The organism is Chitinophaga ginsengisegetis (assembly GCF_900168065.1).
In the GTDB taxonomy this organism is placed as follows: Bacteria; Bacteroidota; Bacteroidia; order Chitinophagales; family Chitinophagaceae; genus Chitinophaga; species Chitinophaga ginsengisegetis.
Genome location: NZ_FUZZ01000001.1, coordinates 498891 through 515874, shown reverse-complemented (window position 1 = coordinate 515874; position 16984 = coordinate 498891). Strand labels below are relative to the sequence as shown.

At 46.3% G+C, this 16984-nt stretch carries 11 protein-coding genes and 1 tRNA gene; 10 read left to right on the top strand and 2 right to left on the bottom strand.

Annotation, left to right across the window (positions count from 1 at the left end; all coding sequences use genetic code 11):
• The first annotated feature begins 14 nt into the window (after positions 1 to 14).
• The 4 genes from tsaD to B5Z18_RS01875 all read left to right on the top strand — a co-directional run bounded on the left by tsaD (position 15) and on the right by B5Z18_RS01875 (position 6821).
• The gene (gene tsaD, locus B5Z18_RS01890) at positions 15 to 1019 is read left to right on the top strand and encodes a tRNA (adenosine(37)-N6)-threonylcarbamoyltransferase complex transferase subunit TsaD (protein WP_079467699.1); all 1005 of its coding nucleotides are present in this window, start codon (positions 15 to 17) and stop codon (positions 1017 to 1019) included.
• A 108-nt stretch (positions 1020 to 1127) separates the two neighbouring features.
• Positions 1128 to 3263 carry an alpha-L-fucosidase gene (locus tag B5Z18_RS01885; RefSeq protein WP_079469943.1) on the top strand — a complete coding sequence of 712 codons (2136 nt, stop codon included), beginning with the start codon at positions 1128 to 1130 and terminating at the stop codon, positions 3261 to 3263.
• A 2-nt stretch (positions 3264 to 3265) separates the two neighbouring features.
• Positions 3266 to 3988: a tRNA1(Val) (adenine(37)-N6)-methyltransferase gene (locus B5Z18_RS01880; protein ID WP_079467698.1), complete on the top strand. Its 723-nt coding sequence runs from the start codon at positions 3266 to 3268 to the stop codon at positions 3986 to 3988.
• Between the two features lie 34 nt (positions 3989 to 4022).
• On the top strand, positions 4023 to 6821 hold the full coding sequence (locus tag B5Z18_RS01875) for a T9SS type B sorting domain-containing protein (protein ID WP_159454152.1): 2799 nt from the start codon (positions 4023 to 4025) through the stop codon (positions 6819 to 6821).
• On the opposite strand, the gene B5Z18_RS01870 is transcribed toward B5Z18_RS01875, so the two are convergent.
• Positions 6813 to 8030: an NAD(P)-dependent oxidoreductase gene (locus B5Z18_RS01870; RefSeq protein WP_079467696.1), complete on the bottom strand. Its 1218-nt coding sequence runs from the start codon at positions 8028 to 8030 to the stop codon at positions 6813 to 6815. The genes B5Z18_RS01875 and B5Z18_RS01870 overlap by 9 nt on opposite strands.
• Before the next feature lie 164 nt (positions 8031 to 8194).
• Here B5Z18_RS01870 and B5Z18_RS01865 point away from each other — a divergent pair.
• The 6 genes from B5Z18_RS01865 to B5Z18_RS01840 all read left to right on the top strand — a co-directional run bounded on the left by B5Z18_RS01865 (position 8195) and on the right by B5Z18_RS01840 (position 16188).
• Positions 8195 to 8278: transfer RNA gene (locus B5Z18_RS01865), tRNA-Leu, on the top strand.
• Positions 8279 to 8794: 516 nt separating this feature from the next.
• Positions 8795 to 9277, top strand: a complete 483-nt coding sequence (locus tag B5Z18_RS01860) for a hypothetical protein (protein ID WP_079467695.1) — start codon at positions 8795 to 8797, stop codon at positions 9275 to 9277.
• Positions 9278 to 9291: 14 nt separating this feature from the next.
• Positions 9292 to 10011: a hypothetical protein gene (locus B5Z18_RS01855; protein WP_079467694.1), complete on the top strand. Its 720-nt coding sequence runs from the start codon at positions 9292 to 9294 to the stop codon at positions 10009 to 10011.
• 407 nt (positions 10012 to 10418) lie between these two features.
• A complete protein-coding gene (adhP, locus tag B5Z18_RS01850; protein ID WP_079467693.1) occupies positions 10419 to 11453 on the top strand; it encodes an alcohol dehydrogenase AdhP in 1035 nt (344 codons plus the stop codon).
• A 45-nt stretch (positions 11454 to 11498) separates the two neighbouring features.
• On the top strand, positions 11499 to 12881 hold the full coding sequence (locus B5Z18_RS01845; protein ID WP_079467692.1) for an NAD-dependent succinate-semialdehyde dehydrogenase: 1383 nt from the start codon (positions 11499 to 11501) through the stop codon (positions 12879 to 12881).
• Between the two features lie 253 nt (positions 12882 to 13134).
• On the top strand, positions 13135 to 16188 hold the full coding sequence (locus B5Z18_RS01840; RefSeq protein WP_079467691.1) for a sensor histidine kinase: 3054 nt from the start codon (positions 13135 to 13137) through the stop codon (positions 16186 to 16188).
• On the opposite strand, the gene B5Z18_RS01835 is transcribed toward B5Z18_RS01840, so the two are convergent.
• Positions 16178 to 16819 (bottom strand): response regulator, encoded by a 642-nt coding sequence (locus B5Z18_RS01835; protein ID WP_079467690.1) that lies wholly within the window; start codon positions 16817 to 16819, stop codon positions 16178 to 16180. The two genes, B5Z18_RS01840 and B5Z18_RS01835, sit on opposite strands and share 11 nt — an antisense overlap.
• Between the last annotated feature and the right edge of the window lie 165 nt (positions 16820 to 16984).

The following is a 16984-nucleotide window of genomic DNA, read 5'->3' as shown; positions in this document are numbered from 1 at the left end:
TAATTTTGCGCCTTATGTCGGTTAAAATATTAGCTATAGAGTCGTCCTGTGATGATACAGGAGCAGCAGTGATCGTGGACGGGCAGGTGTTATCCAATCATATTGCCGGTCAGAAGGTACATGAGCAATACGGGGGCGTAGTGCCGGAGCTGGCTTCCCGCGCGCACCAGGAGAATATAGTGCCGGTGGTGGACATCGCGCTGAAAACCGCGGGGGTAAAGCGGGAAGAGCTGAGTGCGATTGCCTTTACCCAATCACCCGGTTTGATCGGTTCCCTGCTGGTGGGCAGCTGCTTCGCCAAATCAATGGCGATGGCGCTGGATATCCCCCTGATAGGCGTGCATCATATGCAGGCGCATGTACTGGCTAACTTTATTGATGATCCCAAACCCGACTTCCCGTTTTTATGCTTAACCGTGTCTGGTGGTCATACCCAGATCGTTTTATGTGAAAGTCCGCTGAGCATGCGGGTGATTGGTGAAACGCTGGATGATGCTGCCGGAGAAGCTTTTGATAAAAGTGCCAAGATATTGGGTTTGCCTTATCCCGGCGGCCCGTTGATAGATAAATACGCCCAAACCGGTAATCCCGCGCGGTTTAAGTTCCCCGAGCCACGGATCCCTGATCTGAACTTCAGTTTCAGCGGATTGAAAACGGCGATCCTTTATTTCCTGCAGGAGAACCAGCAGAAAGATCCTGCATTTATTGCGCAAAACCTGCCTGATATCTGTGCGTCTATCCAGCACCGTATTGTAAGCATATTGCTGAATAAGGTGGTGAAGGCATCTGAAGAAACAGGTATCCGCGATATTGCCATTGCCGGCGGCGTGAGCGCCAACAGTGGGTTGCGGACTGCGTTAACGGAATATGGCCGGAAACACCACTGGCGCACGTTTATTCCTAAATTCGAGTACTGTACTGATAATGCGGGTATGATTGCTATTACCGCCTACTATAAATACCTGGCGGGCGACTTTACGTCGCTGGATGCGGTGCCTACGGCGAGAGCTGCTTTTTAATTTCATTAACAAGTCAGGCTAAAAACGAACTGCTAATTGCTAAAATCCTATTCTTAACCAACAGTATAACGATTTAGCTTTATGTCGGCATATAACCGCTTATTATCTATGAAGAAAATCTTTGTCGTTTTACTTGGGCTTATTATCACAGCTCAGTTTGTGCAGGCGCAGGAGCCTGTGGCACAAACGGAGTGGAAGAATCAGAAGTATTCCATGTTTATACACTGGGGCGCTATTTATTCCACGCTGGGAGGCGTTTGGGAAGGCAAGCCCGTTACAAAAGGATACAGTGAACAGATACAGGCGCACGCCGGTATTTACAGCGATACCTATGGCGATATCGCCAAACAGTTCCACCCGGAACACTGGAATGCCGACTCTATTGTACTGCTGGCAAAGGCTGCGGGCATGAAGTCGGTAGTGATGACCTCCAAGCATCATGATGGTTTTTGCATGTTTCATACTGCTTACACCGATTATAATGTGGTAGATGCAACGCCTTTCAAAAGGGATGTGCTGAAAGAATTATCGGATGCGTGCCGCAGGCATGGGTTGAAGTTTGGGATGTACTTTTCTTTGATCGACTGGCACTTTCCGCAGGCATATCCTATTTCCAGCAGCAACAGTGATCCTATTACGCCGGAGCATCATGAATTTAACAAGAAGCAGGTAACGGAGCTGATGACCAACTATGGCCCGGTATCCGAGATATGGTTTGATATGGGATCGCTCACCGCGCAGCAGAGCAGGGACCTGGCGGATATTGTACATCGTCTGCAGCCGGGTTGTATGGTGAGTGGCCGTTTGGGTAATGACGCCGGTGATTTTTGTGTAATGGGAGATAACCAGTATCCTGATTATAAGATTGCTTCCGCATGGCAAACGCCTGCTTCGGTGTATGATGAAACCTGGGGCTATCGCAGCTGGCAGGAGCATGGCAAGGCGGAAGACAAAGCGCATGAAAAACTGGAAGGACTGATAAAAGTGGTAAGTCGTGGTGGAAATTACCTGTTGAACATCGGTCCGCGTGGCGATGGTTCGGTAGTAGATTTTGAAAAAGAAGTACTGCTGTTAAACGGCGCCTGGCTGAAACTCAACGGGGAAGCCATTTACAGCGCATCTGCCAATCCCTTTGATACTACCTTTGCCTGGGGTGAAGTAACTACAAAGCCAGGCAAATTATACCTGCATTTATTGCAGCAGCCGGAACACGGCACTATCATTTTACCGGGACTGAACAGTAAGATCAGCCAGGTAACCTTGTTGAGCAACGGAAAGAAAGTACCCGTTAAAATATCTTCCAAAGATGGTAACACACAACTTCAGTTACCGGCAGATTTTAAGCTGGCAGATAAAGACATTGCTGTACTGGCAGTTGCCTGCAAAGGCGCGGTAGATATTACCCCGGTTCATTTATTGCGTCATGCCACCCGTTTGAACAGGGATAATGCCACGCCGCTATTCAGCTTCTCCGGCATTGATTATGAAAGTTATTACCGCAGTGAAGTGGGCGAGCAGTGGGCATTTACCACACAACACCCTGCAGCATTGCAACTGGTATACAGTGATGCAGAAAAAGGCAAACGTATTTTACTCACGCTGAACGGCAGCACCAAAGAAATATTGCTGGATGGTGGCGTTACCAGTCCGCTGAAAAATGATCCGGCTTCCCTGCAGTGGGGACCGATGTACAGCGCAGGTCCTTTCTGGTCCGGTATTGATGGTACGCATGGCAGTGTGAAAGATATTGACCCTTCCAAACCCTGGCCGAATAACGATAACGCCGCATGGACCCTGCACAGCGACTGGAAGAATGATGCTCCCATTGCTTTAACCGCCGATAAAAGTGTGGCCGGTTATATTTTACAGGAGATCACGGCCCCGAAGGCAGGTGACTACTTGGTAGGATTTAATAGCGGAGATGGTATTGCGGTATACCTGAACGGAGAAGAGCAACTATTGCACAATAACCCGGAAAGGGGAGGTACACAATCGGAAGTATTATTGTTATCGCTGAAAGAAGGAAAAAATCAGCTGGTGGCCAAATTCTACAGTCGCTTTGCGAAGCAGGCAGTAGTGGGCATCAACCGGAACGTACCACAGGTATTATACGTACAGCAGTTGCCGGATCGTGTAAGTGGCAGCGGTAAGGTAGAGCACTGTGTGATCAGGCAGGCCAACCCCGTATCCGTACACCGTAACTTACGGATGCCTAACCTCGCTGTGGTGTTAGATTCAAAATAAAGATGGCAAATACATTTTTTAAATTCAAGCAGTTTACCGTTCACCAGGAGCATTGCGCCATGAAAGTTTGTACAGACGCCTGTATACAAGGAGCTTTCACGGCGCAGTACCTGGCCGACAATGAGATAACGGCGCCGGCTATACTGGATTTAGGCGCCGGCACCGGGCTGCTGAGCCTTATGCTGGCGCAACAGGTAGATGCCGTTATTACAGCAGTAGAACTGGACGCCGGAGCCGCCCACCAGGCCATACAAAACTTTGATGAATCGCCCTGGGCGCACCGTTTAACCCTAACGCGCCAGGATATACGAAAAATGGATGGCGCCGTGAAGTATGACTTTATTATCAGCAATCCGCCGTTCTACGAGCGTGCATTGAAAAGTGGTCAGGCAGCGAAAGACCAGGCCATGCACGCCACCAACCTCAGCTACGGGGAGTTGCTGGCGGCGGTTGACCAGCAGCTGGCCGTGTCCGGAGAGTTGTCGGTGTTACTGCCTTATACCGCCTTTGAAGGTTTTCGGGTGTTGGCGCTGGAGGCGGGGCTTCATTTGAAGCAGGTGTTGTATATCCGGCAGAGTGTGAAGCACGGCTTTTTCCGGACCGTGGGCATTTTTTCCCGGAAGCCGGTGAATACGGTGATCAGCGAACTTTCCGTGTATGATGCGGAGCGGGTGTATACGCCCGGATTTGTGGAATTATTGCGGCCGTATTATTTATACCTGTAGATTTTTTGTATTTTGGTGCTCTATTTATCCTGATATGCTTCGAGTTGCCAGAGTTTGTTTGTTGCTTTTATTGTTGCCCGTTATCGTGCATGCCCAGAAAGAAATTAATATCTGGTACTTCGGATATAACGCCGGGCTTGACTTCAACACTACCCCCGCCACAGTTCTTACAGATGGACAAACTTACACCCGCGAAGGGGTAGCCACTATTTGTGACGGCGCCACCGGCAAACTGCTTTTTTATACAGAAGGATCTACAGTTTGGAACGCCCAACACGGTATCATGCCTAATGGAACGGGCCTTATGGGCGATCCATCCAGTGTACAGTCGGGTATTGCGGTGCCTTTTCCGGGACATCCGGGACAGTATTATCTGTTTACCACTATGACTGGTAAGGGATTCCGTTACAATATACTGGATATGGCACTGGATAACGGAAACGGTGATATTATTCCTTCGACAAAAAATACATTGTTGCTGAATAAGAATCAGAGCACGGAAAAAATGGCGGCAACCCGGCACTGTAACGGAAGGGATTACTGGATAGTGACGCATTCGGCCAATGGCGCTACCTTTCACGTATACCTGCTTTCCCCCGCCGGATTATCTGCTGCCACTACTTATACTACCGGCGCTGTTATTCATCCGGGAGGATGGGAGGAAACCGGTTATGTCAAGTTTTCGCCTGATGGCGCTACGCTGGTGCATTCCCTGGGATCTATAAGGCAGGGTGCGATGAGTGTGGTAGATCTGCTGAAGTTTAATAACACCACGGGCGTGATCAGTCCTCCTTTTGCTTCACTGAATGTTATTTTCCCACTTGGCATTGAGTTTACCATCAGCGGCAAACTGTTGTATGTGGTGAGCATGAATTATCTCCATTGGGGTAAATTATTTCAGTATGATTTGACCGCCCCCAACATCAATGCTTCCCAGCAAACGATTGTAACCAATACCGATAATATCCAGATGGGGGGGATCCAGATGGGGCCCGACGGACATATTTATATGGGATATGAACAGGTATATAATGCGGGCTACCGGTATGTGGGGATGATTCATAACCCCGAGGTGAGAGGGATAGGGTGTAATTTTCAGCGGGACGCGATAGATATGGACCCTACCGGCATGGGACGGCACAGAACATCCTTGTCTTTTCCCACATTTGTAAATAGCTTCCTTTATTTTCCTGCCGACTTTACCGTTTCGGATATATGCGGTGGCAGTCCTGTTTTTAAGTTGAATAATGAAGTGGGCGTAACCAGTGTATTATGGGATTTTGGAGATGGCACTACTTCTACTGATTTATCGCCACAACATACATACGCTGCTAAAAAAAAGTATACCACAAAAGTAAAAGTGACGCGTCAATGCAGTACAGATGAAAAAACGCAGGATATCATTATAGGGGGCAATAGTGAGGAGAGCGTTACAAAGAGTATTTGCAGTAAGGATACCTACACTTTGCCGGATGGCAGGAAAGTGAATACAGCCGGCGTTTATATCAGTACCCTGAAGAGATTAAGCAATAGTTGCGATAGTATTATTACCACTACTTTAAAGGTGTTGCCGGTGTATCAGCTCACTGAAAAAGTGACTATCTGCAGTGGGCAGGAGTACCAGTTACCGGATGGTAGAAAGGTAAACAGTTCCGGTAGCTATACATCTTCCCTAAAAACTTACGAGGGCTGCGATAGTATTATTACCACTGAGCTAAACGTGCCGGAAAGAGATTATCCGCAGGATGCAGTTATTTGCGAGGGAGATAATTACCGGTTACCGGATGGGAGGGTGGTGACGGATGCAGGTATCTATAACAGTACGCTTACTTCCTCGGTGGGCTGCGACAGTATTATCATTACAACCCTGGTGGTGAATCCTGTTTATACTACGGAGGAATCTGTTAATATTTGTGATGGCAACACTTACCGTTTGCCGGATGGCCGTGTGGTAAATGTTACGGGACAGTATACTTCCCGTTTCAAGAGTAGGAAAGGCTGCGACAGTATTATTGTTACGAACCTGCAGATGCAACCCCGCTATAACATTGCAAAGACTGCCATCACCTGCGAAGGAGAGCCTTATATATTGCCGGATGGCCGGTCTGTGAAGGTTTCCGGTACGTATGTGTCTTCCTTCACTTCCTTTTATGGCTGTGATAGTATTATTACCACGCGGCTTACCGTGATGCCTGTTTACAACCTGGAGAAATATGACACCATTTGCAACGGAGAACACTATACGCTGCCTGACGGCAGAAGTGTGGCCACCGCTGCGCGGTATGTGAGCACGCTGTTTACCACAAGCGGCTGTGATAGTACCATTGTTGTACATCTGGCTTTAAAAGAGAAGCCGGAGGTAAGTCTTGTCCCAGAAATATGCTTATTTTCCGGCCGGCCAACTACTGTAACATTGGCGCCGGGTTACGACAGGTATGAGTGGCAGAACGGTTTTACCGGGAATGTTTATGCCATCCGTTACCCGGGTATTTACCGTGTGGCTGTTTCCAATGAATGTGGTACGGTTACCCTGCAAACAGTGGCAAAGGAATGTGCGGTGGATATGTATGTACCAAATGCATTTACTCCAAATGGAGATGGCCTGAATGATGTGTTCCGGCTCCGGCAGCCGAATGGGCAGGTATTGCTGGAGTTCAGGGTATTTGACCGTTGGGGGGTGGAAATATTTTCTACCACCAATGTAATGCAGGGATGGGATGGTACTTACAAAGGGCAGCTACAACCGCTGGGAGCATATGTATATTTCATCCGTTACAGGAACATAGATGGAATAGAAAAGCAACTGAAAGGGGCTGTTAACCTGCTACGATAGCTTCCCCTTTGCATAATCTTCCAGGTACGCATACCGCTCTGTTAACCGGCCATTCGCAACAATCGTTGCATTGCTGATCATTTCGCTGTTTGTTTTCAGCAATTCATCAAATACATATTTCATCAGCTGATCGCCGAAATATTGCGAAGCATCCCGTGGTAGTTCGTTCGGCAAATTGCTTACGCACATCATGTCTACCGTTCCGGGAAGATAGGGTGCGGTTTGTTGCATCGTATCTTTTGTAACGCCGTACACGGGGTTTTCAATGGTGCTGTCGCCCAGGTTGCAGGGGATAGAGCCGTTGGTATCGTCTGTGATATCGGCAATGACCTGTATGCGGAAGTTCTCTTTTTTGAGGTCATCCGCCTGGAAGAGTGGCGGGATTTTTTCATCCCAGTAGATACCGTTCATGAGGATATCGCTTACGGTAACGTAGGGGAGGAAGCGGCATTCGTATGCTTCCGGATGTGCGTGGAAGTCGGCACGGCTGTATGTTTTATCGTCTTTCCGCAGGTAAAGCTCACCAGCTTTTAATTGGGTATATACCGGGTAGGAATAGGTGTTAACCAGGTATTCTTCCGGGGGAAGATATTTGATGCCCAGCATACCCATTATTTCCAGCGCGCCTGCTGCTACGCGTCCGGAGCCGGTGATCACTATTTTCAGCGGCGGCAGTTTGATGCCGAAGTAATGATTGATCAGTTCCTGGAAGTCGTGGCAGGTATGTACCCTTTTGAAATGAAAGGACCGTGTTTTTTCTCCGTATGCCATGAGACCATTATGTGCGCCTACTATGCCGGCAAAGAAGCCGAAGCCCAGGATGCGTTGTCCATCGGGGTGTATGAGGCATTCATAATCTATGAGTGTGATATTTTTTTCCAGGATGGTTTGCAGCATACGTTGGTTATGCGGCTGTTTCTTTTTGGTATGGCTGAAAAAGAGGTATGTTTTCCCTGCGATCAGTTTATCGGTGGGCACTTCTTTGATGCCCAGGAGGATGGTGCAGTGGGAGAGGTCTTCCTGCAGCGGAACGCCTGCTTTTTCATATTCATCGTCTTTGAAGCATCGTAACGGGGATGGCTGTACGTAAATCTGTACCTGTGGAAAGTGCTGCATGATCCATTGGCATTGTTTAGGTGTAAAGGCTACCCTGTTGTCATGCGGGTGTTTTTCTTCCCTGATAAGTCCGATGTGTATCTTGTTTTCCATCTTTGAATTTAGGGTATTTTCGTCATTTGTGAACTCCTGAAACGCCCTGTTTATGCGGGATACGAAATTTATTTATACAAAAATGTAAAATTTATTTGCAGATTAAATAAGAGTTTCTATATTTGCATCCCGCAATTGACGCGGCGAAGTTCATTAGTAAGATTGCCCAGATGGCGGAATTGGTAGACGCGCTAGACTCAAAATCTTGTTTCGGCAACGGAGTGCAGGTTCGATTCCTGTTCTGGGCACCTGATTATCAATTAATTACAAAGGTTCACGAAAGTGGACCTTTTTTTATTTGCACAAAATCCCAATGTGGTAAGGTGTTAAAGAACTTTGATTCCAAAAATACCAGAAACTCCTGCAACCATTGCCAGTAAAGGATTTGATAATTTACCTACGAAAGTGTAAGTGTATCTAAACGCTTTTATTTCTACCTGTAATAACAGCCCACAAAGTAATTGCCCCAGCACAGATATACCGCAGATAAACGACCTTACTCACTGGTTTTTCAGTATTGTTTTTACGAAGCAAAGAAATTAAATTTGAAAAGTGTTTCCTGATGGGAGATGACAAATATTGTAGCCACCAGATGTTACTGGTTCCCTTTATTACAACAACGAAGAATAAAACACGCTGGTACAATAATAGTGAAAGATCGTTTTATGAACAGCGTAGATTTACCCGGTTAAATGAGAATGACCTATTCATACTATAACCCGATAGTAAAATAAAAAAGCGTTATCCTTAAAAAATAAATAATCATGAAGCTCATTTATTCATTGTGCTTTGTTCTCTGTCTTTTTGCCGGAATACCAGTTTTTGGACAGGAAGCAAAACTTGACAAAAAGACTAAAGAAGCATTAGCCGAACGTTATGCTGCCGATAAACTGTATGCCGATTACAAAAGGGGTATTTATAAGCGCGAAGCCTGGAAGGCTTCATGGGTGGGTGCAAAGCTCTCCGAACTATATAAAAGCTGGGGCGCACCTACCAGAACAGCTACCGATGAGACTGGCGGGCAGGTGGTAGTATATGAAAACGTCACCAACACGTCTGGTGGTACCTATACACCAGGTTATATTGAAACAGCTACAAATGGTTTTGGGCAAACGGTGATAACCGGGCAAAGGGCAGCGGAAGATACCAGATGGACCAGTCAATATGTTACCATAACAACGGTGTATGTAGATAATAAGGGAGTGATCACAAAAGTAGATTTCAATAGCAGATATAGCCGTAATTAATCAAATTTATTTTTATGATGAAAAATATCAGAGCAGCGCTACTCTTCATCTTTATGCTACTCTCAATTGATACCAATGCACAGGGCATATATTTTCAGGTGAAGCCGCAGATAGATGAATCTACAGGAGGGTACATCGGGAAAGTGCAACCGGTAAATGATGTGGAATATGTAAAACTTGCCTATCCCGGCAAAACGAAGGAACAGCTTTATGATGCTGTGGTGAATTATGTTAAAAGCCATCGCGGGCTTAAATTGGATTACACCAACGATGTTAAAAAAACGTTTTTGGCCTACCGGGATTTTGCAACGATCGGCGATAAAACGAAATGTGGTGCCGACCTTATATCCCTGACGTATATTGGCGTGGTTACGGATTTAAAAGACACCCTGCTTGTGAGCTACAGCATTGCGTCCAGGATCTTTGCCACTATTTTCGATGCCAAACTTACGATAAGCCCCGGCAACGACGTGGTTTCTGAAAATGATTTGCCTTTTAATGAATATAAATTTGTTCAACCGGGAGCCGGAAGAACACAAAGCAGCATATCGCCAAACGGTGGGCTTTTAGGCGCAGCTACATCCCGGAAGATTAACTATAAATTGGCATACCCCGAAAGCGTTTTTGATCCCAACGGTAAAATAGTAAACCCCGGCAATAAAAAAATAATTGAAGATTTCTTCGACGGCTATATTGTTGATCTGAAAAATTATCTGGATAAAAATTTAAAATAGATCTGGTAATCCTTAAAATACACCTTACTGTTCCAATATGCCCACAACGCAGTTCAACCATTGCACAGCAGGAACTCTTCTGCTGTGCTGGCATTTATGCTCGCGCAGCGTTTTAAATGCGGTCTCTGTTTCTTTCTTCCCGCTGATCCGCCGCCGTTACCCCTGATATTGATAACCAGCATCAAATACATTTAGTCCCGGGCTCAAGGCTGACCAATCCTGAAATGCCTGCCTTACAAAAAATCCTCCTCTCACATTTTCCTGGTTTAAAACAATTAACAGAAACAGCTGATATCCGTCAGTATTGTAACTGTCGGCTGTCATAGAAAGCAGGAATGCTTTGGTGTTTCTTTGCAGTAGTCTATTGCGTTTTACACAATTTATTCATCATTTTCAATACAAAACAAATGATACCCAAAACGATGACAGCCGCGGTACTACATGCCTTCGGCGCACCGCTGCAAATTGAGGAGGTTCCTGTGAAAGAACCAGGCGAAAACCAGGTCCTGGTAAAAATCATCACCAGTGGCGTCTGTCATACCGATCTGCATGCCTGTGAGGGCGACTGGCCGGTGAAACCAAAGCTACCCCTGATACCCGGACATGAAGGCGTGGGTTATGTGGTTGCCTTAGGTAAAGGTGTACAACATATCAGGGAGGGTGATATCGTGGGGGTACCGTGGTTGTTCAGTGCCTGTGGTTGCTGTGAATATTGCATCACCGGATGGGAAACCCTTTGCGAGTCACAGCAGAATGGTGGTTACAGTGTTGACGGAAGTTATGCCGAATATGTAGTTGCCGATGCCCGTTATGTAGCCCGTTTCCCGGCAGGCATCAACTTTATGGAAATGGCGCCGATTACGTGCGCTGGTGTTACGGTATATAAAGGGTTGAAAGAAACAGATACCAAACCAGGCGAATGGGTAGCCATATCCGGTATTGGTGGTTTAGGACACCTGGCTGTACAATATGCCAAGGCTATGGGGTTGCATGTAGCAGCTATAGATGTAGCCGAAGATAAGCTTGCTTTAGCCCGCAACCTGGGTGCTGATCTTACCGTTAATGCCTTGCATGATGATCCGGGTACTTACCTGAAAAAGGAAACAGGAGGCATGCATGGCGTACTGGTAACAGCTGTATCGCCCATCGCTTTTAAACAAGGCCTTTCCGCCTTGCGCCGTAGGGGTACCATCGCGTTGAACGGGTTACCGCCTGGCAGTTTCGATCTGCCCATTTTCGATACAGTACTCAATCGCTACACGGTAAGGGGTTCTATTGTTGGTACCCGGAAAGATATGCAGGAAGCTATTTCATTTGCAGTGGAAGGAAAAGTAAAGGCAACCATTCATGCGGCGAAACTGGAAGACATTAATACCGTGTTCGATCAAATGAAAAAAGGAGAGATAGAAGGCCGTATCGTGTTACAGATAGCCACACCTTAAGGTTTGCATGCAGTGCCTGATTGTATAAAAGAAAACTGAAAAATTATGTCTATCCAAACTATTAATCCTGCTACGAACAAAGTAGTACAGACATTTGAAGAGATGACAGCATCCGCTGTTGATAAAGCCATCACTGTTGCAGTGGCTACTTATACAGCGTGGCGTAAAACCAGCTATGAGCAACGTGCTGCCCTTTTACATAAAGTAGCTTCGTTGATGCGTGGGCAGCGCGACAGGTTGGCCCGCCTGATTACCCTTGAAATGGGGAAACTCATTGCACAGGCTTACGGTGAAATAGACCTGAGTGCGGACATTATCGATTATTACGCCACCAACGGGGAGCAATTCTTAACCGACAAACCACTTCAGCCGGAATATGGTAAAGCTTTTATCCGCTACAGTCCCATCGGTGTTTTATTAGGAGTAGAGCCCTGGAACTTCCCCTTTTATCAGGTGGCCCGTTTTGCTGCCCCCAATATCATGGCAGGTAATGTGGTGCTGGTCAAACATGCGTCTATTGTGCCGCAATGTGCTATCGCTATCGAAGATTTGTTCAGGGAGGCGAATGCTCCTGCTGGTGTTTATACCAATCTTCTGATTTCCGGTAAAAGGGCGTCGGCATTAGTCGCCGATAACCGCATCAAAGGGGTTTCACTTACAGGCAGTGAAGAAGCCGGTGCCAGTATTGCTATGGAAGCAGGCAAGTACTTAAAAAAATCAGTACTGGAATTGGGAGGAAATGATGCCTTTATTGTGCTGGAAGACGCTGATATAGATAAGGCTGTGGAATGGGCTATGGTAGGTCGTTTGAATAATAACGGGGAATGTTGCGTTGCCTCTAAACGGATTATTGTTGTTGAGCCTGTGGCTGATGAGTTTCTCCGGAAATTCAAAGAAAAGTTCACACAGGTAAAAGTGGGTGATCCAATGGACCCCGCTACGGAATTGGGACCATTGAGCAGTGAAGCTGCTGCAGTGCAGCTGGCCGACCAGGTCGCCCGGTCTGTTGCGCAGGGTGCCACTGTATTAGTGGGCGGTAAGCGCTGTGACAGGGAAGGGGCGTTTATGCAACCAACTATACTCACCGACCTGAGGCCAGGTATTGCCGCTTACCATGAAGAACTCTTCGGACCTGTAGCTTCTTTCTACAGGGTTAAAGACGAAGCCGCAGCTATCGCGCTTGCCAACGACTCTGATTTTGGATTAGGTGGTTCTGTATTCACCCAGGATATCGAACGGGGGAAAAGAGTAGCCGACCAGATAGATACCGGTATGGTATTTATCAACCATCCCACCTGGACACAAGCCGATCTTCCATTCGGTGGTACCAAACGTTCCGGGTACGGACGTGAGTTATCGGAATTGGGTATCGAAGAATTCGTCAATAAAAAACTTATCCGGATTAGTGAGCTTACCGATCCGTTCTAATAAAAAGGCCTGTAGGTGAAAGTCTGCAGGCCTTTTTTTGTTTCTACACCCATTACGCTATCAACCTGATACCAGCCAAATCCACTTTCCCGTTTTTCTTCTTGTGAATAAAAAGAATGTGTTGCCCGGCAGTCTGCCGGGGCGACAATCAAATATTTTATATCTTTATCGGGCTATAAATAAAGAAATATTACGGATGTTGTTGTATTGTTGTGATATTGTATTGTCGTGTTGAAGTGTTTTTATTGCCAAGATGAACCTTATTTTTTGTCTCAACCTGTTTTTATTGAACTTCATGCCAGCGGAGTCCGTTGTTTCAATGGACACATCTGTGCATTATTTTGTCAGGCGTTTTACTGATGATGATGGTCTGCCGCAAAACAGCGTCAAATTTATTGTGCCCGATAAGAATGGTTTCCTGTGGCTGGCCACGGAAAACGGGTTAACAAGGTTTGATGGCAATTACTTTCTCAATTTTAACAGCGATAACGTGCCTGGCTTGAAAAGCAGCAGGATGGCCAGGGTTCATCCCAATGATACCGCTATAACGGTAGAAACCGACCAGGGGGAAATATTAACAGTTACAGAGAGTACGGTAAAGCACATGGGCACGGAGCTGCCTGGATATAAATACCAGCGGTATGCTGCCCTCAATAACGACTACTACCCCATGAGGGGATGGCCTGATGACTATGCCGCGCATTTTGCAAAGGAGCGTCCGGTTGTGATGCCGTTGGATAAAGAAAGTTATTTTGCTGTATATCGTGATACCATTTCCCTTGTGAAGCAGGGAAAGCTGGCGTATCGCATTATACAGCCCCAGCTCGATCTGTTGCGTTTGTTTGTTTACAGTGGCAGGCTTTTCTACCTTAGCAGGGATGGACACATCACGGGATGGGAGAAGGGGCAGCCTGTAAAAGTACCGCTTATAGGAGACGTATTGTCTGACCCTGCTTTTACTAAATGTAAAATGGAATTGTTCTGGAACCTGGCGGCGCACCAGGTTTTTATTTATACGGATAAAAATTGTTACCAGTTAGAGATAGAACCGGGCGTGGGTATACGTAGTTCGCTTGTGCTGCGTGATTTCGATTTACACCGGAACTACATTTCTTCCATCTATTACGATCAGCTTAACAACCGGGTTTTCCTGGGAAGTTCCACAAAGGGCTTCTATATTGCTACCAGGCAACAATTTATAGTGCGTAAATCTGATACCTCAGAAGCGGAAGTATTTTATGCACAGGCACCTTTCCCGGGCAATGCGGTGGTAACATCTTCCGGGCTCGTCTTTAATCAAAAAGGAAAATATAGCTGGCTGCCATCGTCGTTCAACAGGGAAAATACGATGGAGAAATATACACTGGTCCGTGATAGCCAGGGAAGATACTGGGGGAGAGGTGGAAAAACGTTAATGGCGGTATCACCGGATTTCAGCCAGATGTTGCGCCAGATTGAATTACCGTACCTCGTTAGCCAGATTTGCATCGATCCTGATGGAAATTTATGGGTGGGCGGAAAATATCCCGGACTGTACTATCTAAAAACGGCTGATCTAAAGCAGCCATTACATTTTCTTCCTGCCGCGGTTGATGATGTTACCTACCTGAAAGAGGGAAAACCGGGAACAGGCATCTTATGGGTGGGCACAGGGAAAGGGCTATACAGGGTACATTTGCCGTCAGGACGTACCGACACTATCAGGGGGCTGGAAGAGGGGCATATACGAAGTATCTATGTTCCCAAACGGGGAGAAGTCTGGATCACTACATATAACAAGGGCGTTTTTCTTTACCGGAATGAACGGCTGGTGGCCCTGCCGCAGGACCGGCAGCGGTATATGGCTACCACCCATTGTATTACGGAAGACGACCAGGGCTATTTCTGGCTCACTACAAATAAAGGGTTATTCAGGATCAGGAGGCAGGATGCACTTGATTTTGCAGATGGAAAGCAGCATGATGTATATTACTATTATTTCGGGAAGGACCAGGGCTTTAATACGAACGAGTTTAACGGCGGCTGTGAACCCTGCGCCTTTGAGTATGACAACGGCGATATTTCTTTGCCATCGCTGGATGGGCTGGTGCAGTTTACGCCGTCTGCTATCCGGATGGAGATGCCGGATAAAGGAATATATGTAGACTGGGTGGAGCATAACCTGAAAGTAACAGAAGCCTCCGCACAATTTGATCTGCCCAATAATTTTCAAACTTTCCGGTTACATATCAGCTCTCCCTATTTTGGTGATCCCAGGAACCTACAGTTTTATTATTCACTGGAGAAAGATGACCGGCGGGAAGAACAGATATGGTTACCTGTGAACAGCGATAAAACCATCACTTTCTCTTCTTTATCGTCCGGGGATTATCGTATCCGTATCCGGAAGCTGAAAGGGTTCGGGAGAGATCAGTATATCGAAAAGGTACTCGTCATCAGCGTACAGAAAGCGTTCTATGAAAGACTCTGGTTCGGACTGGCAGTATTAGCTACGCTGATCTGTCTCATCATCTTACTATACAAAATACATATCAGGAGTATAAGGCGGAAGAACCGGCTATTGGAACTAAAGGTAACAAGCCGCACCAGGGAGCTGGAGAAAACAATGACTATACTCCAGGACTCCGATGAACAGCTGCGTAAACAAAGTTTTATGCATAAGCGGCTTCTGGCTGCAATCACCCATGATATTAAAACGCCGCTGAGGTTTTTGCTCAGGGTTAATAAAGATGAACCCTCTTCCGGTGTGTTAAATGAGACGGAAATAAAAACGGTTACTTACGACAGTCTTTATCGCATGCATCACCTGGTAGATAACCTGATCCATTACATGCGGATCTCTTTCCTGACAGGTGAATTTGCTGAAGATACGGTAGACATCTGCCAGCTGATAGAAGAAAAGATAGAGATCTTCAGACCGGTATCCGGCTCAAAAGAGATAGCCGTCATCAATCATATTCCGCCAGGAATCACGGTTGTGGTAAACAAGTTGTTACTGGCGGTTGTGTTGCATAACTTGTTGGATAATGCCATAAAATACACCGCCATGGGAGTAGTGGAATTAACCGCTGAAAGAGGTGAAGGTGTTTTAACCATACATTTATCCGATACCGGCTACGGTATGCCGCCGGCAATAAGAGACTGGATCAATCACGCGGAAAAGGATGGCAACGGGCAGTACGACAGCGCCGGAATAGGGTTGATCCTTGTAAAGGAGTTGCTTACGTTGATCAACGGCAGAATGTTTGCCTATCCGGGTGTAAACGGAGGCACTAAAGTGTCCCTGCAGCTCCGCGTTAATGGGTAGCTACCTGGTACATCTGCGCTTTTTCGATTAAAGCGATCACATTTTTTACGCCTACTTTCTCAAAAATACGTGTCTTGTAAGTGCTCACGGTGGTTAGCTGCAAGTGGAGTATCTCTGCAATTTTTATCAGGGGGAGTCCTTTTGTAAGCAGGTTCATTACTTCGATTTCACGGGGAGAAAGCACCGAGAAGGGGTTGTTGGAACGCTCCTGTTGCCCCGTAAATTTACCAATCAGCAGATCCCTGACTGCCCTGCTGATATATTTTTCCCCTTTAAGAACTGCATTGATGGCTATTCTGAATTCTTCATCCGGAGAATTTTTTTCGATATAACCATCTGCACCTGCCTGGATATAGTTAAGGGCATACAGTATTTCATCGTAAGCAGAAAAAACCAGTGTCCTGATACCCGGTTGCCGTAGTTTCACGGCATCGATCATCTGGCGGTTGTTTCCACCGGGCATATTAATATCCAGTATCATCAGGTCGAAGTTTTGGGCTTCCATAAGGAAAATGGCTTCATCAAATGTTCTGGCTTCTGTAACAAGCATGGCGCCGGGCAAAGAGCAGATAATTTGTTTCATACCAAGTCTTACTATCGAGTGGTCATCTGCTATCAGTATATTTATCATTTTAGATGCTGGTTAGGGAACACAGGTGGCATAGCGGTTTATCGACCACTAAATTAACGTTTTTTTCTTCGTATATATATTACAGTATTGTAAATTTTTTACTATACGCTACTAAAAGAAGTACTACCTCAAAACCGGCAGGCGTCTGCTACTTTTGCAAAGTCG